We start from the raw sequence: 19,837 nt of genomic DNA on the forward strand, positions 1-19,837 counted from the left end.
CCCCGCGAGGACCGAAACATCATGGCCGACCGCGATATCGACATCCTCGTCTCGGGCGGCGGCATCGCCGGGCTGATCGCGGCGGCGGCGTTCGGCGCCGGGGGCCACCGCGTCCTCTGCGTGGACCCCGCCCCGCCGGTGACCGACGAAGGCGCGGCAGGCGCCGACCTCAGGACCACGGCGTTCCTGCAACCCTCGGCCGACCTGCTGGCGCGGATCGGCCTGTGGGACCGGCTCGCGCCCTTCGCGACGCCCCTGCAGGTGATGAAGATCGTGGATGCGGGCGGGGCCGAGCCCACGCCGCGCCTGACCCGCGCCTTTGACGCCGCCGACATTTCCGACCGCCCGTTCGGATGGAACCTGCCCAACTGGCTTCTGCGGCGCGAGATCGCGGCGCGGCTGGCCGAACTGCCTGGGGTCGAGTTCCGCCCCGGCACCGCCACGGTCGGCCTGACCGTGCGTGAGGATGCAGCGCTGGTGCGCCTCGCCTCCGGCAACGTCAACGGCAGCGGCGGCGCGCAGACGGTCGCGGCGCGGCTGGTGGTGGCGGCCGACGGCCGCAACTCGCCGGTGCGCGAGATGCTGGGGATCGGCGCGCGCACGATCCGCTACGGGCAAAAGGCACTCGCCTTCGCCGTCACCCACGACCGCCCGCACGACAACGTCTCGACCGAGGTTCACCGATCCGGCGGGCCGTTCACGCTGGTCCCCCTGCCCGACCGCGAAGGGCGGCACGCCTCGGCCGTCGTATGGATGGAACGGGGCCCCGAAATCGCGCGCCTGCGCGCCCTTCCCCGAGACGTGTTCCAGGCCGAACTGAACGCCCGCTCCGCCGGGGTCCTCGGGCAGCTGACGCAGGCGACGGGGCTGACCGAATGGCCCATCATCAGCCAGATCGCCGACCGCTTCACCGGCCCCCGCACCGCGCTGGTGGCCGAGGCGGCGCACGTCGTCCCGCCGATCGGCGCGCAGGGGCTGAACATGAGCCTGGCCGACATCGCCGCGCTGGCCGAGCTGATGCAGGACGATCCCGGCAACGCGGCCGCGCTGGACCGCTTCGACCGCGCCCGCCGCCCCGAGGCGCTGCTGCGCGTCATGGGCATCGACGCGCTGAACCGCGCCAGTATGGTGGGCCTGCGCCCGCTGCGCGACATCCGCGCCGCGGCGCTTGGCGGGCTTTACGCGCTGTCGCCGGTGCGGCGGACGCTGATGCGCGCGGGGCTCGGCACGCGCTGAAGACACGCGAAGGGACAGCCGGGGGCTTCGCGCCCCCGGACCCCCGCGGGATATTTCAGCCCGCCCGAGACCGACGCCGCCTCGGGCGGGCACAAGTATCCTCGGGGGTCCGGGGGCAGACAGCCCCCGTCCTTCGGGCGCTCAGCCCAGCGGCCCGGGACGGCGTTCTTCGGACAGGACCACGTTCGCCTCGACCTGGCCCACGCCGGGCAGGGTCATGATCCGCCGGCGCAGGATGCGCTCGAAGTCGGGGATGTCGCGGGCCACGATCCGCAGCCGGTAGTCGAAGCGGCCAAGGACGTGCTGGACCGTCTGCACCTCGGGCACGGCGGCGGCGGCGCGCTCGAAATCCTCGAGCGCGGGGCGGCCGCGGGCGGCAAGGCGGATGCCGAGAAAAACCGTCACGCCGAACCCCAGCGCGGCGCGGTCCACGACCACACGGCGCCCGGCGATCGCACCGGATTCCTTCAGCCGCCTGATCCGCCGCCATGCGGCGGGCTGGGTCAGGCCGACCGCGCGCCCGACTTCGGCTGCGCTGAGTTCGGCGTTGCGCGCCAGAAGCTTCAGGATCGCGATGTCGGTCGCGTCGGGGGCAAAGGGGTCCGTCACAGCGGTAGCTCCGCGCTGTCCTTGAGGGTCGCCACCAGCATCAGCGGCTCGATGTCGGTGACGTGCGGCAGGGGCAGGATGCGGTCGCGGTAGATCTGCTGCCAGTGCGCCATGTCGCGCGCGATCACCGACAGGCGGATGTCGACCGACCCGAGGAAGGTCTGGATCTCCGTCACCTCGGGCACCTCGCGCGCGGCGGCGGTGAAGGCGTCGAAGGCGCGCGGCTCGGTCTTGTCGAGGGTGAAGCGCAGCGACACCTCGACCTCGTAGCCGAGCGCGCGCCAGTTCACCCGCGCCTCGATCCCCTGCAGGATGCCGCGCTGGCGCAATCGGTCGAGCCTGCGCCACAGCGTGGCCGGGGTGACGCCCGCGCGGGACGCGAGGGTTGTGGGGTCCAGTTCCGGGTCAGCCAGCATCTGGCGCAGGATGCGCCGGTCGGCGTCATCGAGCATGGATTTTTCATTCGGCATGATTTCGGCGCATGATCGTCGTAGAAAAGTTCGTTTGCATGATCGGTTTGCAAAGTCCACCGGCATGGCGGCGACTATCTTTCCTTCAGCAGAGAAGGAGAATCCGATGCGCGTTTACTACGATCGCGACTGCGACGTGAACCTGATCAAGGACAAGAAGATCGCGATCCTCGGCTATGGCAGCCAGGGGCACGCCCATGCGCTGAACCTGCGCGACAGCGGGGCCAGGAACCTTGTCGTCGCGCTGCGCGAGGGATCGGCCAGCCGCGCAAAGGCCGAGGCCGAGGGGCTGCAGGTCATGGACATCGCGGACGCGGCGAAGTGGGCCGACCTCATCATGTTCACCATGCCCGACGAGCTGCAGGCCGAGACCTATCGCAAATACGTCCACGACAACCTGCGCGACGGCGCGGCGATCGCGTTCGCGCACGGGCTCAACGTCCACTTCGGCCTGATCGAGCCCAAGAAGGGCGTCGATGTCATCATGATGGCGCCCAAGGGTCCGGGCCACACCGTGCGCGGCGAATACGTCAAGGGCGGCGGCGTGCCCTGCCTTGTCGCCGTTCACCAGGACGCGTCGGGCCGGGCGATGGACCTGGGGCTGTCCTATTGCTCGGCCATCGGCGGCGGCCGGTCGGGCATCATCGAGACGAACTTCCGCGAGGAATGCGAGACGGACCTGTTCGGCGAGCAGGCGGTGCTGTGCGGCGGCCTTGTCGAGCTGATCCGCATGGGGTTCGAGACGCTGGTCGAAGCCGGCTACGAGCCCGAGATGGCCTATTTCGAGTGCCTGCACGAGGTGAAGCTGATCGTGGACCTGATCTACGAGGGCGGGATCGCGAACATGAACTACTCGATCTCGAATACGGCCGAGTACGGGGAATATGTCAGCGGCCCGCGCATCCTGCCCTATGACGAGACCAAGGCGCGGATGAAGGCGGTGCTGCGCGACATCCAGTCGGGCAAGTTCGTGCGGGACTTCATGCAGGAAAACGCGGTCGGCCAGCCGTCCTTCAAGGCGACGCGCCGCCTGAACGACGAACACCAGATCGAACAAGTGGGCGAGCGGCTGCGGGCGATGATGCCGTGGATTTCCAAGGGCAAGATGGTGGACCGCGCCCGCAACTGACCGGGACCCACACGGAACGGGATCCACACGGAACGGGATCCACACGGAACGGGAAGGGCCGGCGCGATGAAGCGCCGGCCCTTTTTCGTGGTCGGGGGCGCGCTCAGTCGTTGCTCAGGCGGCCGGTGTCGGGGCGGTTCAGCCGCAGGTCCCGCGTTTCCGGGATCAGAAGCCCGGTTGCCAGCGTGATGCCCGCGACGACCATCAGGTAGATCAGGAACCAGTCGTGGTGCCCGCGGGTCGAAAGCCACGTGTTGATGTAGGGCGCCGTGCCGCCGAAGATCGCGGTGGCGAGCGACAGCGTGCCCGCGACCCCGGTGGCGCGGATGTCGGTCGGGAACACCTCGGTCCAGACGGCGGTGTTCACGCCGAACAGGCAGGCGATGAACAGCAGCGCGATGACCATCGCGGTCAGCAGCCCGCGGAAGCTGTCGTCGATCGTGCCGTCGAGGAAGAAGGTCAGACAGACGAAGCCGACCCCGAACAGGATGATGAACGGCCGCCGCCCGAACCGGTCGGCCAGATAACCCACGACCGGGATCGCCACCAGGAACACGCATTGCGCGATCAGGCTGGCAGACAGCGCCGATCCGGCGTCCAGCCCGCGACCCACTTGGGCGAAGGTGGGGCTGTAGATCAGCCAGGTGTAGAACATGATCGACCCGCCCGCGGACAGCCCGAACACGACCGCGATCCCGCGCCAGTTGCGCGCGAGCGCCCGCAGCCGGCTTTCCTGCATCGGCGCCTTGGCCTTGTTTTCGTGGAACGTCTCGCTCTCGGTCAGCTGGCGGCGCAGGTAAAGGCCGTAAAGGCCCAGCAGCCCGCCCATGGCAAACGGGATCCGCCAGCCCCATTCACCGATCGCCGCCTTGTCGAGAACGCTGTTCAGCGCCAGCCCCGTGATCGTCGCCAGCATCGTGCCCAGCACCACGCTGACCCACGAGGTGCTGCCGAACAGCGCGCGGCGATCCTGGGGCGCGCGTTCAACCAGATAGGTGATCGACGTTCCCATCTCGCCGCCATGCGAGATGCCCTGCAGGAGCCGCGCCAGCAACAGCACCACCGAAGCGAGGATGCCGATGCTGGCGAAGGTGGGCGTCAGCGCGATGACGAGGCTGCCGCCGGCGGTGATGAGCATGGCGAGCGTCAGCGCCCGCTTGCGCCCGACCCGGTCGGCATAAAGGCCGAACAGGAACCCGCCAAGTGGCCGGGTGAGGAACCCGGCCGCGAACACGGCCAGCGCCGCCAGCAGCGCCGCCGAGGGGTCGTCCGAGGGGAAGAACTGCCCCGCGAAGTAGGGTGCGAAGATCGTGTAGATGGTCCAGTCGAACCATTCGAGCGTGTTGCCGAAGTTGACGGCGATGATGTCCTTCAGCCTGCGGCTTTCGCCGTGTGGTTGGTGCGCGTTCGTTGTCGCTGACATTGCATTTCCCTGTTGAGCTGCCTTGCGGGTTCATCCCCAAGGCGATGGCCGTTCTTCTTGCGGTTCAGGTAAGCGAGGCGCGGCCCTCCAGTCCCTGCTGCGCGTCGCCGTCCGATCCGGGCACGCGCATCTCGAACGTCTTTTCGACGACCGTGTAGTCGAAGTAGCCCAGCCGGGCGATCGGACGGATGGTGGGGATGTCGAGCCGCCCGTCGGGCAGGATGAAGCGGTCGTCGATGTGGATCTTTTCGACCTGCGCGAACACGATATCGATCGTGCCCATGGGCGACGCGCCCTTCATCCGGTGGGTGCTGAGATAGCGGCACTCGAACTTGACCGGGCTTTCCTTGACCATCGGCACGCGCGCGTTGTCGGCGTATTCGCGGTTCACGTTGGGCAGGTGGTCGAATTCGCTTTCGTTCGGCGGCAGCGCCATCGCGCTGATGTTGACCGCCTCGCGCAGGTCGTAAGTGGCCATGTTCCAGACGAACCAGCCGGTTTCCTCGGCGTTCAGCACCGTGTCCTTGCGGCGGCCGTCCGGGTACTGGTTGGCCGAGAACATGACCATCGGCGGATCGAAGGTCAGGTTCTGCCACTGGCTGTAGGGGGCGATATTCTCGACCCCTTCGGTGCTGACGCTGGACAGCCAGCCGATCGGGCGCGGGACGGTGCAGCTCTTGAACGGCGAGAAGGGGAGCGGGCTCGGCTCAAGATGAGGTGAATACTTCATGGGGCGCTTCTTCTGTGACAAACAGGCAACATTCGTATACGACCGATATATCGGCTGTGTGTCAAACTATTCTTGCGCTAATCGGCGCAACGCCACCGATAAGCCTGACGATGGGCCGGGCAGCGAGCAGGGACGCGACGAATGACAAGCCAATCCGACCAGACCGTGGCGATCCTGCAGGACCTGATCGAACGCGGGGAACTGCTGCCCGGCGCGATGCTGTCCGAGCGGCGGTTGATGGACCTGACGGGCTTCGGCCGCACCCCGGTGCGCGAGGCGGTGCAGCGGCTCGCGCTCAGCCACATGCTGCGGATCCATCCGGGCCGCGGGGTCGAGATCCCGCCGGTCTCGGTCGAGGATCAGCTGAGCCGGCTCGAGGTTCGCCGCTCGCTCGAGGTGCTGGCGGTGACGCTGGCGTGCGAGCGTGCAAGCGCGCGCGACATCGCCGAGATGCGCGGCCTGGTGGCCCAGCCCGAGGCCGAGCCCCAGCCAGCGCCGTCCCTGCTCAGCTATTCGGACGAGGTGCGGCTGACGCACGGGATCATCATCCGCGCCGCGCACAACCCCTATCTCGAGGCGCTGATGAAGCCGCTGCAGACCCTGTCGCGGCGGTTCTGGATCATGAACGTGCGCGACGAGGCGCAAGAGATCGCGACCGGCCGGGCGCTGCACCGGCAGGTGCTGACCACCATCGCGGCCCGCGACTTCAAGCAGGCGCGCGACGCGTCGCTGGCGCTGAACGACTATCTCGTGCGGTTCGCGCTGAACGTGCTGGCGCAGAGGGCGCGCATCCCGGCCTGATCCGCGCGGCGGGGGCCCGGGTCAGCCCAGCAGCGCCGCCATGTCCGCCCGCGCGCGGTCGGCAGCCTGATGGCGCACCGGGCCGTAGCCGCGGATCTCCTGCGGCAGCGCGACGGCCTTCATCGCCCGTTCGGGCCCCAGCGCGGCGGCGTCCCGTTCCACGCGGTCCAGCACGCTTTCGAACCACGCCAGCAGCTCGCGGTCGAGCTTGCGGTCGCCGCTGCGTGCGAACGGGTCCAGGATCGTGCCGCGCAGCCTTTTCATCCGCGCCAGCGCCTTCATCCCCCGCCCCATCCACGGCCCGAACGACCGCTTGAGCGGGCGGCCGCGCGTGTCGGTGCCGGTCGGCAGCATCGGCGGGGCAAGGTGGTAGTGGACGGTATAGTCGCCTTCAAACCGGCTCTCGATCTCGGCCTGGAAGGCGGGGTCGGTGAACAGGCGGCCGACCTCGTATTCGTCCTTGTAGGCCATCAGCCGGAACAGCGACTTCGCCGCCTCGGCGACCGTGTCGTCCGACCCGGCGGGCAGCGCCGCGCGGAACCGCGCGATCCGGTCGGTGAAGCGGCGGGCGTAGGCTGCGTCCTGATACCCGGTCAGGAAGCGCGCGCGATGCGCGATCAGGTCGTCCAGCGTCTGCGGCGCGGGCGGCGCCGCATCCCGAAGATGCGCGTCGAGCGCCGCCGGATCCGCCGCCAGCACCCGACCGATGTCGAAGGCCAACCCGTTCTTCTCGACCGCCATGCCGTTCAGCAGGATAGCCTGTTTCAGCGCCACCTCGCTGACCGGCACGAGACCCATCTGCCAGGCCGCGCCCATCAGCATGATGTTGGCAAAGACCGCGTCCCCCATCAGCCGTTCCGAGGCGACGTTGGCGTCGAACCCCAGCACGTTGCCGTCGCCCACGGTGCGGCGGATCAGCGCCTCGCGCCCCGCGATGCGAAGGTCGGCGTCGCGGTGCAGGACCAGATCGCCAGTCGGCATCTCGGCCCGGTTCAGCACGATCCGGGTGCCGTCGCGATAGTGAATCGACGCCTTCGGCGACGAACACACCACCGCGTCGCAGCCGATCACGGCGTCGGCGTGGCCGCGTTCGATGCGGACCTGGTTGATCGCGTCGGGCGTGCGGCCGATGCGGACGTAACCCAGCACGGTCCCGAACTTCTGCGCGAAGCCGGTGAAGTCGAGGACGCTCGACCCCTTCCCTTCCAGATGCGCGGCCATTGTGATGAGCTGGCTCACCGTGACGACCCCGGTGCCGCCGACGCCCGCGACCAGCAGGTCGAACGGACGGGCGAGCTCCGGGACGGCCGGGTGCGGCAGGGCGCGGCGCAGCGCCTCGATGTCCAGCCCGGCGGGCTTGGGCTTGCGGCGCTGCCCGCCTTCGATCGTGACGAAGCTGGGGCAGAAGCCGTTCAGGCAGGTGAAGTCCTTGTTGCAGCTGGACAGGTTGATCCGGCGCTTGCGGCCGAGTGGGGTTTCCACCGGCTCGACGCTGAGGCAGTTCGATTCCACCGAACAGTCGCCGCACCCCTCGCAGACGAGGCTGTTTATCATCGCAAAGCGGGGCGGGTCGGCAAGCTTGCCGCGCTTGCGGCGACGGCGCTTTTCGGTCGCGCAGGTCTGTTCGTAGATCAGGATCGTGACGCCCGCGATCCCGCGCAGCTCGCGCTGCACGGTGTCGAGATCGGCGCGCGGATGCAGCGTCGTGCCGGCGGGAAAGTCGCGCAGGTCGAACTTTTCCGGCCCGTCCGACACCAGCGCGATGCGCGCGATCCCCTCGGCCCGGCAGTTGTGGGCGATGCCCGCGACGCTCACCGGGCCATCGACCGACTGCCCGCCGGTCATCGCCACGGCGTCGTTGTAAAGGATCTTGTAGGTGATGTTCGCGCCCGCGGCGACCGCCTGCCGGATCGCCATCGAGCCCGAGTGATACCACGTCCCGTCGCCGAGATTCTGGAACACGTGCTTGCCGCCGTTCCAGCGCTGCCCGACCGCGACCGGCACGCCTTCGGCGCCCATCTGCGCGAACCCGATGTCGCTGCGGCCCATCCAGCCCGACATGACGTGGCAGCCGATCCCGCTGGCCGCGACCGATCCGTCGGGAATCTTGGTCGAGGTGTTGTGCGGACAGCCCGAACAGAAGAACGGCGTCCGCGACGCGCCCGGCACCTGCAACACCGGCGAGGGCGTCGCGGTCAGCGCGCGCGCCCGGTCCTCAAGCCCCTCGTCCGGGAAGAAACGGCCCAGCCGCTCGGCCAGCACCGACACCAGCATCAGGGGCGTGATCTCGCCCGTCCACGGCAGCAGCGGATCGCCCGCCGCGCGATGCTTGCCGACCATCTTGCGGGGCTTCGCGCCGGGCCAGTCGTAGAAATATTCCTTGAACTGGCTTTCGATGATGCCGCGCTTTTCCTCGATCACCAGCACCTCGTCCTTGCCGGTGACGAAGGCCAGCGCATCGCGGCGCGCCAGCGGCCAGACCATCCCGACCTTGTAGATGTCGATGCCCAGACGCCGGCAGTCGTCGTCGCCAAGGCCCAGCAGCCGCAGCGCCTCCATCGTGTCGAGATGCGCCTTGCCGGTGGTGACGATCCCGAAGCGCGCCTCCGGCAGGTCGTAGATGCGGCGGTCGATCGGGTTCGCCTCGACGAACGCCTCGACCGCGCGCAGCTTGTGTTCAAGCCGGGTTTCGATCGTCGGACTGGGCGGGTCGCTGCGGCGGACATGCATCCCGCCCTCGGGTCCTGCGAAGTCGGGCAGGACGAAGCTGCGGTCGGACGGCAGCTCGACCGACTGCCCCGCCTCGACCGTTTCCGAGATCGCCTTGAACCCGACCCATGCGCCCGAAAAGCGCGACAGGGCAAAGCCGTATTCCCCGAACTCGAGGTATTCGCGGATCGAGGCCGGGTTCAGCGTCGGCATGAACCACGCCATGAAGGCCACGTCCGACTGGTGCGGCATCGACGACGACACGCAGCCATGGTCGTCGCCCGCGACCACCAGCACGCCCCCTTTCGGCGACGAGCCATAGGCGTTCCCGTGCTTGAGCGCGTCGCCCGACCGGTCCACGCCCGGCCCCTTGCCGTACCACATCGAAAACACGCCCTCGACCGAACAGTCGGGGTCCAGCGTCGCCTGCTGCGCGCCAAGGACGGCGGTCGCGCCCAGATCCTCGTTCACCGCCGGCAGGAACTCGATCCGGTCGGCCGCAAGGCGTTTGCCGATGCGCCACAGCTCCTGATCGACCCCGCCCAGCGGCGATCCGCGATAGCCCGACACGAAGCCCGCGGTGTTCAGCCCCGCCTTCCGGTCGCGCCGCGCCTGATCCAGCATGATCCGCACCAGCGCCTGGGTGCCGGTCAGGAACACGCGCCCGTCCTCGCGGTCGTAGCGGTCCGACAGCTGATAGGTCGCGAAGCTGGCGTCGTGACGGGTCATGGCTGGTCCCCTTGCCCAAGGATCTGGCTTTCCCGCCAGTGTGGACCCTTGCGGATGAAATGTTTGTTCAAACTTGCGCTGCTAGGCGCGATGTGCGGATGATCCTGTCACCATCATCGCCAATACTGTAACGACATGCCGGACGACGACCAGTTAGACCAAAGGATCATCGCGGCCCTGCGCGACGACTCCCGCATCTCGAACGCCGATCTTGCCACCCGGATGGGCCTGTCGGCATCGTCCTGCTGGCGAAGGGTGAGGGCGCTTGAGGACGCGGGCGTCATCCGGCGCTACACCGTGGACGTGAACGACGCGGCGATGGGGCTGGCGTTCAAGGCCATCGTCCACGTGCAGATGACCCGCCACGACCGCGGCCTGGTCAAGGATTTCGTCCGCATGATCCGCACCAAGGACGAGGTGCGCGCCTGCTACGCCACCACCGGCGGGTCGGACTATCACCTGCACGTCGTCTGCCCAGACCTCGACGCCTACAACCGCTTTCTCGAGGATTTCCTGTTTACCATTCCCGCCGTCGCCAGCGCCCAGACCCACCTGGTGCTGAGGACGATCAAGGACTGACGGCCCGATCATTGACCACCCGGGCCGCTTGTGCATCATCAGGCCGCAAGGCCGATCCGGGGGGACGGGGGAACAATGACGACATCCGACACCGTGCTGGTGGCGCTGGACCGGGGCGTGCTGAAGCTGACGCTGAACCGCCCCGACAAGCTGAACTCGTTCAACGAGGAAATGCATGTCGCGCTGCGCGCCGGGTTCGAGCGTGCGCGCGACGACCGCACGGTGCGCGCGGTGCTGCTGACGGGCGCGGGACGGGGCTTCTGCGCGGGGCAGGACCTTGGCGACCGCGATCCGCGCAAGGGGGCGAAGGTCGATCTGGGCCACACGATCGACACGTACTACAACCCCCTGCTGCGGCTGATCCGGTCGCTGGACAAGCCGGTGATCTGCGCGGTGAACGGCGTCGCGGCGGGCGCGGGCGCGAACATCGCCTTTGGCTGCGACATCGTGCTGGCCGCGAAATCCGCGCGCTTCGTCCAGGCATTCTCGAAGGTCGGGCTGATCCCCGACGCGGGCGGCAGCTGGTCGCTGACCCGCATCCTGGGCGAGCCGCGCGCCAAGGCGCTGACGATGACGGCCGAACCCCTGCCCGCGCAGACCGCCGCAGACTGGGGCCTGATCTGGAAGGCCGTGGACGACGACGCGCTGATGGCCGAGGCCACCGCGCTGGCCCACCGCCTCGCCGCCGGGGCGACGCTGGGCCTTGCCCTGACCAAGCGGCTGATCCAGGACGCGCAGGCCAACGACCTCGACGCGCATCTGGACCGCGAACGCGACGCCCAGCGGCAGGCCGGGAACAGCGCCGACTATGCCGAGGGGGTCGCCGCCTTTCTCGACAAGCGCGCGCCCGAGTTCCGGGGCGAATGACGTGCAGGACGCGCGCCCCATGAGCCCGCAGATGCTGGCCGAGGCCTGCGCCCGCGCGATGTGGCGGGACGACCACGCCTCGCAGGGGCTTGGGATCGACCTGCTGCACGTCGCGCCCGGCGAGGCGACGCTGGCGATGACCCTGACCCGCGCCATGACGAACGGGCAAGGCAACGCGCATGGCGGCTACCTGTTCGCGCTGGCCGACAGCGCATTCGCCTTCGCCTGCAACACCTACAACCAGATGACCGTGGCGCAGCACTGTTCCGTCACCTACGTCGCGCCCGGCACGCTGGGCGACCGCCTGACCGCCACCGCGCGCGAGGTGACGCGCAAGGGCCGCTCGGGCATCTACGACGTGCGGGTGACGCGGGACGACGGCACGACCATCGCCGAGTTCCGCGGCCATTCCCGCACCATCGACCGCACCTTCCTGCCCGCCGCGGCAGAGGGGGCGGAATGAAGGACCTCACCCCCGACCCCGCCACGCTCGACCCGATCGAAACCGCGAGCCGGGACGAGATCGCCGACCTTCAGCAGCGCCGGATGGCGTGGTCGCTGCGCAACGCCTACGACAACTCGCCCTTCTATCGCCGCCGCTTCGACGAACACGGCGCGCACCCCGACGACTTCCGCACGCTGGCGGATTTGGCGAAGTTCCCCTTCACGCTGAAGCAGGACCTGCGCGACAGCTACCCCTTCGGCATGTTCGCCGTCCCGCGCGAACGGCTGGCCCGCATCCACGCCTCGTCCGGCACCACCGGCAAGCCGACCGTCGTCGGCTACACGAAAACCGACATCGACAACTGGGCCAACCTCGTCGCCCGCTCGATCCGTGCCAGCGGAGGGCGCCCCGGCGACGTCGCCCACATCGCCTATGGCTACGGCCTGTTCACTGGCGGCCTGGGCGCGCATTACGGGGCCGAGCGGCTGGGCTGCACGGTCGTCCCCGTGTCGGGCGGGATGACGGAACGGCAGGTCACGCTCATCAACGACTTTCGCCCGCGCATCATCATGGTGACGCCGTCCTACATGCTGTCGATCCTCGACGAGTTCCACCGCCAAGGCCTCGACCCGCGGCAAAGCTCGCTTCAAGTCGGGATCTTCGGGGCGGAACCCTGGACGAACGCGCTGCGGGAGGAGATCGAGCAGGCCTTCGACATGCACGCGGTCGACATCTACGGCCTGAGCGAGATCATGGGCCCCGGCGTCGCCAACGAATGCGTGGAAACGAAGGACGGCCTTCACGTATGGGAAGATCACTTCTACCCCGAGGTGATCGACCCGACCACCGGCGCGGTGCTGCCCGACGGGCAGATGGGCGAGCTGGTGTTCACCACGCTGACCAAGGAAGGGCTGCCGATGGTCCGCTACCGGACCCGCGACCTGACCCGCATCCTGCCCGGCACCGCCCGGTCGATGCGGCGGATCGAAAAGATCACCGGCCGCAGCGACGACATGATCATCCTGCGCGGCGTCAACGTGTTCCCGACCCAGATCGAGGAACAGATCCTGAAATGCCCGGGCCTCGCCCCGCATTTCCAGATTGAGCTGCTGCGGCGCGACCGCATGGCCGCGCTGGTCGTGCACTGCGAATGCACCCCCGACCATGCGTCCGACGACGCCCGCGCGGCATCGCAGCGCGACCTGATCCACCGGATCAAGTCGGTGGTCGGCATCTCGACGACGGTCCAGGTCCACGACCCGAACGGCGTCGCGCGGTCCGACGGCAAGGCCCGGCGCGTCGTGGACAACCGCCCGCGCTGACGGCGCCGGCCCGCCCGAAGATGGATATTTGGACCGCCCGAGGGCCGCGCGTCCGCACTCGGGCGGGCCGAAATATCCTCCGGGGGTCCGGGGGCGGACGGCCCCCGGCCTTTGGGCGGATCAGTCGGCTGCGGGCAAGGGCCACGTCTTCGCGACCATCGTCAGCACGTCGTACTGCGCCACCACCTCGTCCCGCTGGTTCGTCACGCGGCAGTCCCAGCGCACCTCGCCGTAGGTCGCGTTCTCGCGAGGGTTGATCTGCTTGCAGGTCAGCCGCACTTTCAGGCTGTTGCCGAAATAGACCGGCGTCAGGAAGCGCAGGTCATCAACGCCGTAATTTGCGAGGACCGGGCCGGGTTCGGGGTCAACGAACAGCCCCGCCGCAAATGAAGCGATCAGGTAGCCGTGGGCGACGCGATCCTCGAAGAACGGGTTCGCCTTTGCGGCGGCGCTGTCCATGTGGGCGTAGAAGGTGTCGCCGGTGAACCGGGCGAAGTGTTCCACGTCGTCCTGCGTCACCTCGCGGGCGGCGGTCACGATCTGGTCGCCGATCCGCAGCTCGGCCAGCGACTTGCGGAACGGATGCCGGTCGGCGCGGACGGGGGCGCCGTCGGTCCACTGGCCGGTCACGGCCGCCAGAAGCCGCGGCGCGCCCTGCACGGCGGTGCGTTGCATGAAGTGCTTGACCCCCCGCATGCCCCCCATCTCCTCACCCCCGCCCGCGCGCCCCGGGCCGCCGTGGACCAGGGGCGCCAGCGGCGCGCCGTGGCCGGTCGAGGATTTCGCGCTGTCGCGGTTGCCGATCATCACCCGGCCGTGGAACGACGCGATCGCGCCGACCAGTTCGGCGGCGACGTCGCCGTCGTTGGTAAAGACCGACGACACCAGCGACCCCTTGCCGCGCCGCGCAAGCTCCGCCGCCTCGTCGAGGTCGCGGTAGGCCATGACCGTGGCGACCGGGCCGAACGCCTCGACATCATGCGGCGCGGTCGCGTCCAGCGCGTTCTCGCAACGCAGCAGGACGGGCGCCATGAACGCGCCGCGCCCGGCTTCGCCCGACACAAGCGAGACCTGCGCGGGATCGCCGAAGACGATCTCGGCCTCGACCGCGATGCGGGCGATCATGTCGCGCACGCCGTCGCGGTCGCCCACGGACGCCAGCGCCCCCATCCGCGAACGCTCGTCGCCGGGCAGGCCGATCGCGGTCTGCCCCAGCCTTTCCGACAGCGCCGCGATCAGCGCCCGCTCGTGCGCGGCGGGCACCAGCACGCGCCGGATCGCGGTGCATTTCTGCCCCGCTTTGGACGTCATCTCGCGATGCACCTCGCGCACGAACAGGTCGAACTCGGGCGTGCCCGGACCCGCGTCGGGGCCGAGGATCGCGGCGTTCAAACTGTCCGCCTCCATCGTGAAGCGGACGGAGTTTTCCACGATCGCCTTGTGGGTCCGCAGCTTGCGCCCGGTGTGGGCCGAGCCGGTGAAGGTCACCACGTCCTGCCCGATCACGTGGTCCAGCAGGTCGCCCACGCCGCCGCAGACAAGCTGCAGCGCGCCGTCCGGCAGGATGCCAAGGTCGATGATCCGGCGCACCACCAGTTCCGTGAGGTAGGCGGTCTGCGAGGCGGGCTTCACAAGGCAGGGCATGCCCGCGATCAGCGCGGGCGCGATCTTTTCCAGCATTCCCCAGACGGGAAAGTTGAAGGCGTTGATATGGATCGCGACGCCGCGAAGGGGCGTCAGGACGTGCTGCGCCGCGAAGCTGCCGTCTTTCGACAACGGCTCAACCGGCCCTTCGGTCAGGACCCGGGCGTTCGGCAGTTCCCGCCGCGCCCGGCTGGCGAAGGTCAGAAGCGTCCCGATCCCGCCCTCGATGTCCGGCCAGGCGTCCTTGGGCGTCGCGCCGGTGGCCAGGCTTTCGGCGTGGAAGTCGTCCTTCATCTCCATCAGCGCGGTGCCGACCGCCTTGAGCATCAGCGCGCGTTCGTGGATCGTGTGGCGGCGCAGCGCCGCGCCGCCCACGTCGCGCCCCCAGTCGAGCGCACCCGCGAAGTCGAGCCCGTCCGAGGTGATGGTCGCGTGCGTCTCGCCCGTGGCGGCATTGAGCAGCGGCTTGCCCTCGCCCGCGCCGCGGCGCCAGCCGCCCAGCACGTAGCTTTCGAGTTGCCGCGCGGTGTGCGCCCGATCCAGCATGTCCGTCCCTTTCCTCAGGCCAGCTTCAGCGCGGAAAGCGTCGCCGCCGTCTCGGCCCGCCACCGCTGGCGCAATGTCTCGTTGTCGGTGTGGCGCAGGCCCATCGCCCGCAACCGGTCGAAGCGGTCGGACCCTGCCGGGCCGAACGTCTCGGCCACGCGCGGCATCCAGTAGGCGACGGACGCCGCCGCCGCGCCGCGTTCGGTCGCGGCAAGACGTTCCAGCCCCTCCAGCCCCAGCTCCATGTGCCGCCGCTCGCGCGGCAGAACGCCCCGCAGCACCTCGGCCAGCGGCTGGTAGGAACAGGCGGCGAGTTCGCCCACGGCATGCAGCGTGGCGGACCCCATCAGCACGTTCATCACCACCGCGTCGGTCCAGCCGGTCAGCGGATAGTGGAACACCGACAGCCGCATGTCGCCGCCCTGCCGTCGCGGGTCCACGTGGCCTTCGCGCGGGCCGCGGGCGGCCCAGTCGTGGGCGCGTTCGTACAGCGCCTTGTCGGTACCGAAGCCTTCCATCAGGTCCAGCACCCGCTCAGCGTGGTCCGCCTTTTCCAGCGTGATCCGGCTGGCGGCGATGCGTTCCCTGATCCCCGGCGCCCAGTTGATCGCGGCGGCGAATCCGGCCGACCCGGCAAGCTCGCTGTCCACGAAGGACGACATCAGCCGCAGCAGTTCCGCCCGGTAGCGCGGCGGCGCGTTCTCGGGCGAGGTCAGCCGCCCGCCCTGCGCGAGGTAGTCGCCGATCGGCATCTCATTCGTCATAGCTGAGCACCAGACGGTCCGACAGCGGGATGCACTGGCACGACAGGACATAGCCCGCGCGCACCTCGTAGTCCTCGAGCGCGTGGTTCACCTCCATCTCGACCTGCCCTTCCAGCACCTTGGCGCGGCAGGTCGAACAGACGCCCGCCTTGCAGGAATAGGGCGCGTCCATGTGGTGGGCGATGGCGGCGTCGAGGACGAAGGTGCCGTCCTTCGGCATGGTGAAGGTCCGCGTCGTGCCGTCCAGCGTCACCGACACCTCGCAGGCATGGGCGGCGGCGTCCGCCACGCGCGAGGCGGCGCGGGCCTTGGCGCGGCCGGGCTGGCCCGACGCGAACAGCTCGAACCTGATCTGTTCGTCGGCAAGGCCGTGGCGGCGCAGGCTGTCGGCGATGGTCAGCATCATCGGCTCGGGCCCGCAGATGAAGGCGGTGTCCACGCTGTCCGCGTCGATCCACATGCGGAACAGCATGTCCATCTTTTCGGCGTCGATGCGGCCGGTGAACAGGTCGATCTCCTGCCCCTCGCTTTCCAGGATGTGGACGATGGACAGGCGGCCGAGGTGAAGGTTCTTGAGATCCTCCAGCTCCTCGCGGAACATGATCGAGCCGGTCTGCCGGTTCGCATAGACCAGCGTGAAGCTGGATCTCGGCTCGCGCGACAGCACCGTCTTGATGATCGACAGCAGCGGCGTGATCCCCGATCCGCCCGCAAAGCCCAGATAGCTGCGCGCCGCGTCGGGGGCGAGCGGGGTGTGAAAGCGGCCCTGCGGCGGCATCGCGTCCAGCGTGTCGCCGGGGCGCAGCATCTCGTTGGCCCAGGTCGAGAACGCGCCGCCCTCGACCCGCTTGATGCCCACGCGCAGGCAGCCTTCGTCCAGACCCGCGCAGATCGAATAGGACCGGCGCAGCTCGTCGCCGTCGAAGTCGCGGCGGAAGGTGAGGTATTGCCCTTGGGTGAACGCGAACGCCGCCGCGTCCTCGGCCCGGGGGCGCAGGGTCAGGACGACGGCGTCGCGCGTCTCGCGACGGATGTCGGTCACTTCAAGGGGGTGGAAACGGGGCATTGGCGGTTCTCGGCCCTTTTCAGTGGCACTTGAAATAGTCGAAGGGCTCAAGGCAGTCGGTGCAGCGGTAGCTGGCCTTGCAGGGGGTCGATCCGAACTGGCTGATGCGTTCCGTCGCGCCCGATCCGCAGCGCGGGCAGGCGACGGTCAGGTTCGACCGCCCCGACAGCCGCGCCGCGCGGGCGGCGGTGCCGCCGTCCGACGCGGTGCCGTCGATGGGCGGGGCGATGCCATAGGCGCGCAGCTTCTCGCGCCCCTCGGGCGTCACCCAGTCGGTCGTCCAGGGCGGCGACAGGCGGCGTTCCAGCCGGACATGTTCCACCCCGCGGGCGCGCAGGCTGGTTTCGATGGCAAGGTCGATGAAGGCGGTGGCGGGGCAGCCGGAATAGGTCGGCGTCACCGCGACGACCAGCGTGCCGTCATGCCAGCGCACGTCGCGGACGATGCCGAGGTCGGTGACGGACACCACCGGGATCTCGGGGTCAGGGACGGCTGCGAGCCAGCCCCAGACCTCGGCTATGGAAGGCAGGGTCGTCTGCATCCTACCAGCTTGCGCCGGGATAGGCGCGCTGCAGGAACTGCATTGGCGCAAGGATGAAGCCCAGATGCTCGGTGTGCCGCCCCTGCTTGCCGCCAAGATGAACGTCGAAGCGGACCTCGGGCCGGGTCAGCGTCGCCTCGGCCAGCACCTCGTCCACGGTGCGCTGCCAGTCGGGCTTCAGGTCCGAAAGCGCGGGCGCGATCCCGGCCGCCGCGACCGCGTCGTCCACCGCGTCGGCGGCGAACAGCTCGCCCGCATAGGGCCACAGCCGGTCCAGCGCATCCTGCATCCGGGCGTGGCTTTCATCGGTCCCGTCGCCCAGGCGCACCACCAGGTCCGACGAGCGTTCGAGGTGGTAGCTGACTTCCTTCAGCGCCTTGGCCGCGATCCCGGCCACGCGCGGGCTTGTCGATGCCGTCAGCCCCCTCAGCATCCCGAACGCCCAGGCGTCGAACAGGAACTGCCGCACCAGCGTCACGGCCATGTCGCCGTTCGGCAGCTCGACCAGCTTCACGTTGCGAAACCTGAGCGTGTCGCGCAAAAAGGCGAGGTCGTCGGCCGTGCGCCCCTGCCCCTCGACCTCGGCCGCCAGTCCCAGCCATAGCTGGGCGTGGCCGATCAGGTCCAGCGCGGTGTTGGCGATCGCGATGTCCTCTTCCAGCGCGGGGCCGTGGCCGCACCATTCCGACAGGCGGTGGCCGAGGATCAGGGCGTTGTCGCCCATCCGGCACAGCCAGTCGAAGAACGCGGGCCGCAGCGCCACGTCGGCCAGATGCGGGTCGGCGACGTGCGGGTCGTCGTGGTGCGGCTGGGCGTCGGCGGCGGCGCGGGCCAGCGCCATCACGTCCGGCGTCCCCATATCGGGCAGCGACGGCATTACATGTGGCCCACTTCGTCGGGGATGTCGTAGAAGGTCGGGTGGCGATAGACCTTGCTTTCCGCCGGGTCGAACAGCGGCCCTTTTTCGGACGGGCTGGATGCGGCGATGTCCACGGACCGCACCACCCAGATCGAGACGCCTTCCTTGCGCCGCGTATAGACGTCGCGGGCGTTGTTGATCGCCATCTCGGCGTCGGGCGCGTGCAGGCTGCCGACATGGCGGTGGTTCAGCCCGTGCTGGCCGCGGATGAACACTTCCCAGAGGGGCCATTCCTTGCGGGTCATCGTCGCCCCCCTCACTCTGCCGCGACAGCGGCGGCCGCGCGCCGGGCGGCCGATTTCTCGGCGTAAGCGTTGAGCCCGTCGCGGAACCACGCGCCGCGATCCCACGCGGTCCGCCGCGCCTCCAGCCGCTCGGCGTTGCAGGGGCCGTTCCCCTTCAGCACCTCGAAGAACTCCTCCCAGTCGGGCTCGGCGAAGTCGTAATGGCCGCGCCCGGCGTTCCAGATGCAGGTTTCGTCCGGGACGGTCAGGCCAAGGTATTCCGCCTGCGGCACCGTCTCGTCCACGAACTTCTGGCGCAGCTCGTCGTTGGTGTTCATCTTGATGCGCCACGCCATCGACTGCGCGGAGTGGACCGAGTCCTTGTCGGACGGCCCGAACATCATCAGCGCCGGCCCCCAGAAGCGGTTGAGCGCGTCCTGCGCCATTTCCTTCTGCTCGGGCATGCCCTGCGCCATCTTCATCATGATCGCGTAGCCCTGCCGCTGGTGGAAGCTTTCTTCCTTGCAGATGCGGACCATCGCCCGGGCGTAGGGACCGTACGAGGTGCGCTGCAACGGCACCTGGTTCATGATCGCGGCGCCATCGACCAGCCAGCCGACCGCGCCCATGTCGGCCCAGGTCAGCGTCGGATAGTTGAAGATCGAGCTGTATTTCATCGCCCCGGAATGCAGCCGGTCGAACAGCTCGTCGCGGCTGATCCCCAGCGTCTCGGCCGCGCTGTAAAGGTAAAGCCCGTGCCCGGCCTCGTCCTGCACCTTGGCCAGCAGGATCGCCTTGCGTTCCAGCGTGGGGGCGCGGGTGATCCAGTTGCCTTCGGGCAGCTGGCCCACGATCTCGCTGTGGGCGTGCTGGCCCATCTGGCGGACCAGCGTCTTGCGGTAGCCGTCGGGCATCCAGTCGCGCGGCTCGATCTTTTCGCCGCGGTCGATGCGGTCCTGAAAGGCGCGCTCCTCGGGCGACATCTCGGCCGCGGCGGTGCCTTCGGATTTGACCATCTGAGCGTACATGGGCGCGTTCCCCCTGATCCGGTGCGGTCAATATAGCGCAGGAAACGTCACGAGAA

The 19,837-nt window shown here is 69.0% G+C and carries 19 protein-coding genes; 7 read left to right on the forward strand and 12 right to left on the reverse strand.

What is annotated here, in order from left to right; translation table 11 throughout:
- Positions 1-21: 21 nt before the first annotated feature.
- On the forward strand, positions 22-1,236 hold the full coding sequence (locus FNF32_RS01165) for a UbiH/UbiF family hydroxylase (protein ID WP_131672780.1): 1,215 nt from the start codon (positions 22-24) through the stop codon (positions 1,234-1,236).
- 141 nt (positions 1,237-1,377) lie between these two features.
- Here FNF32_RS01165 and FNF32_RS01170 read toward each other — a convergent pair whose 3' ends face one another.
- A complete protein-coding gene (locus FNF32_RS01170; protein ID WP_131672779.1) occupies positions 1,378-1,845 on the reverse strand; it encodes an Lrp/AsnC family transcriptional regulator in 468 nt (155 codons plus the stop codon).
- Positions 1,842-2,297, reverse strand: a complete 456-nt coding sequence (locus FNF32_RS01175) for an Lrp/AsnC family transcriptional regulator (protein WP_131672778.1) — start codon at positions 2,295-2,297, stop codon at positions 1,842-1,844. The genes FNF32_RS01170 and FNF32_RS01175 overlap by 4 nt, the downstream gene beginning before the upstream one ends.
- Before the next feature lie 124 nt (positions 2,298-2,421).
- Between FNF32_RS01175 and ilvC the strand changes: the two genes are divergently transcribed.
- Positions 2,422-3,444 carry a ketol-acid reductoisomerase gene (gene ilvC / locus FNF32_RS01180; RefSeq protein WP_131672777.1) on the forward strand — a complete coding sequence of 341 codons (1,023 nt, stop codon included), beginning with the start codon at positions 2,422-2,424 and terminating at the stop codon, positions 3,442-3,444.
- 103 nt (positions 3,445-3,547) lie between these two features.
- Here ilvC and FNF32_RS01185 read toward each other — a convergent pair whose 3' ends face one another.
- On the reverse strand, positions 3,548-4,867 hold the full coding sequence (locus tag FNF32_RS01185) for an MFS transporter (protein ID WP_131672776.1): 1,320 nt from the start codon (positions 4,865-4,867) through the stop codon (positions 3,548-3,550).
- A gap of 64 nt (positions 4,868-4,931) precedes the next feature.
- Positions 4,932-5,597, reverse strand: coding sequence for a flavin reductase family protein (locus tag FNF32_RS01190; RefSeq protein ID WP_143796441.1), 666 nt, complete (start codon positions 5,595-5,597; stop codon positions 4,932-4,934).
- A gap of 141 nt (positions 5,598-5,738) precedes the next feature.
- On the opposite strand from FNF32_RS01190, the gene FNF32_RS01195 reads away from it, so the two are divergent.
- Positions 5,739-6,398, forward strand: coding sequence for a GntR family transcriptional regulator (locus FNF32_RS01195; protein ID WP_131672774.1), 660 nt, complete (start codon positions 5,739-5,741; stop codon positions 6,396-6,398).
- Positions 6,399-6,419: 21 nt separating this feature from the next.
- Here the strand turns inward: FNF32_RS01195 and FNF32_RS01200 are convergent, their stop codons facing one another.
- A complete protein-coding gene (locus FNF32_RS01200; RefSeq protein ID WP_131672773.1) occupies positions 6,420-9,836 on the reverse strand; it encodes an indolepyruvate ferredoxin oxidoreductase family protein in 3,417 nt (1,138 codons plus the stop codon).
- Between the two features lie 135 nt (positions 9,837-9,971).
- Here FNF32_RS01200 and FNF32_RS01205 point away from each other — a divergent pair, with 135 nt between their 5' ends.
- From FNF32_RS01205 to paaK, 4 genes are all read left to right on the forward strand, one after another.
- The gene (locus FNF32_RS01205) at positions 9,972-10,415 is read left to right on the forward strand and encodes an Lrp/AsnC family transcriptional regulator (protein WP_131672772.1); all 444 of its coding nucleotides are present in this window, start codon (positions 9,972-9,974) and stop codon (positions 10,413-10,415) included.
- A gap of 75 nt (positions 10,416-10,490) precedes the next feature.
- A complete protein-coding gene (gene paaG / locus FNF32_RS01210) occupies positions 10,491-11,282 on the forward strand; it encodes a 2-(1,2-epoxy-1,2-dihydrophenyl)acetyl-CoA isomerase PaaG (RefSeq protein ID WP_131672771.1) in 792 nt (263 codons plus the stop codon).
- Between the two features lie 19 nt (positions 11,283-11,301).
- Entirely contained in the window at positions 11,302-11,745 is a 444-nt protein-coding gene (gene paaI / locus FNF32_RS01215; RefSeq protein ID WP_131672770.1) for a hydroxyphenylacetyl-CoA thioesterase PaaI, read from the forward strand.
- Positions 11,742-13,049: a phenylacetate--CoA ligase PaaK gene (paaK, locus tag FNF32_RS01220; protein ID WP_131672769.1), complete on the forward strand. Its 1,308-nt coding sequence runs from the start codon at positions 11,742-11,744 to the stop codon at positions 13,047-13,049. The genes paaI and paaK overlap by 4 nt, the downstream gene beginning before the upstream one ends.
- A 120-nt stretch (positions 13,050-13,169) precedes the next feature.
- Here paaK and paaZ read toward each other — a convergent pair whose 3' ends face one another.
- From paaZ to paaA, 7 genes are read right to left on the reverse strand one after another with little or no spacing between them, the layout of a single operon-like run.
- Positions 13,170-15,239 carry a phenylacetic acid degradation bifunctional protein PaaZ gene (gene paaZ / locus FNF32_RS01225; protein WP_131672768.1) on the reverse strand — a complete coding sequence of 690 codons (2,070 nt, stop codon included), beginning with the start codon at positions 15,237-15,239 and terminating at the stop codon, positions 13,170-13,172.
- A 14-nt stretch (positions 15,240-15,253) separates the two neighbouring features.
- Positions 15,254-16,003 carry a Phenylacetic acid catabolic protein gene (locus tag FNF32_RS01230; protein ID WP_131672767.1) on the reverse strand — a complete coding sequence of 250 codons (750 nt, stop codon included), beginning with the start codon at positions 16,001-16,003 and terminating at the stop codon, positions 15,254-15,256.
- Positions 15,993-17,069 (reverse strand): 1,2-phenylacetyl-CoA epoxidase subunit PaaE, encoded by a 1,077-nt coding sequence (gene paaE / locus FNF32_RS01235; RefSeq protein ID WP_131672766.1) that lies wholly within the window; start codon positions 17,067-17,069, stop codon positions 15,993-15,995. The genes FNF32_RS01230 and paaE overlap by 11 nt, the downstream gene beginning before the upstream one ends.
- Before the next feature lie 19 nt (positions 17,070-17,088).
- A complete protein-coding gene (paaD, locus tag FNF32_RS01240; protein WP_131672765.1) occupies positions 17,089-17,610 on the reverse strand; it encodes a 1,2-phenylacetyl-CoA epoxidase subunit PaaD in 522 nt (173 codons plus the stop codon).
- A 1-nt stretch (position 17,611) separates the two neighbouring features.
- Complete coding sequence (gene paaC / locus FNF32_RS01245; RefSeq protein ID WP_131672764.1) at positions 17,612-18,487, reverse strand: 1,2-phenylacetyl-CoA epoxidase subunit PaaC; 876 nt, start codon at positions 18,485-18,487, stop codon at positions 17,612-17,614.
- A complete protein-coding gene (gene paaB, locus FNF32_RS01250) occupies positions 18,487-18,774 on the reverse strand; it encodes a 1,2-phenylacetyl-CoA epoxidase subunit PaaB (protein WP_131672763.1) in 288 nt (95 codons plus the stop codon). Before paaB ends, paaC begins: the two co-directional genes overlap by 1 nt.
- 11 nt (positions 18,775-18,785) lie before the next feature.
- A complete protein-coding gene (paaA, locus tag FNF32_RS01255; protein WP_131672762.1) occupies positions 18,786-19,781 on the reverse strand; it encodes a 1,2-phenylacetyl-CoA epoxidase subunit PaaA in 996 nt (331 codons plus the stop codon).
- Positions 19,782-19,837: the final 56 nt, after the last annotated feature.

Origin of the sequence: Paracoccus marinus (assembly GCF_007018965.1) — a bacterium.
Taxonomy (GTDB): Bacteria; Pseudomonadota; Alphaproteobacteria; order Rhodobacterales; family Rhodobacteraceae; genus Paracoccus; species Paracoccus marinus.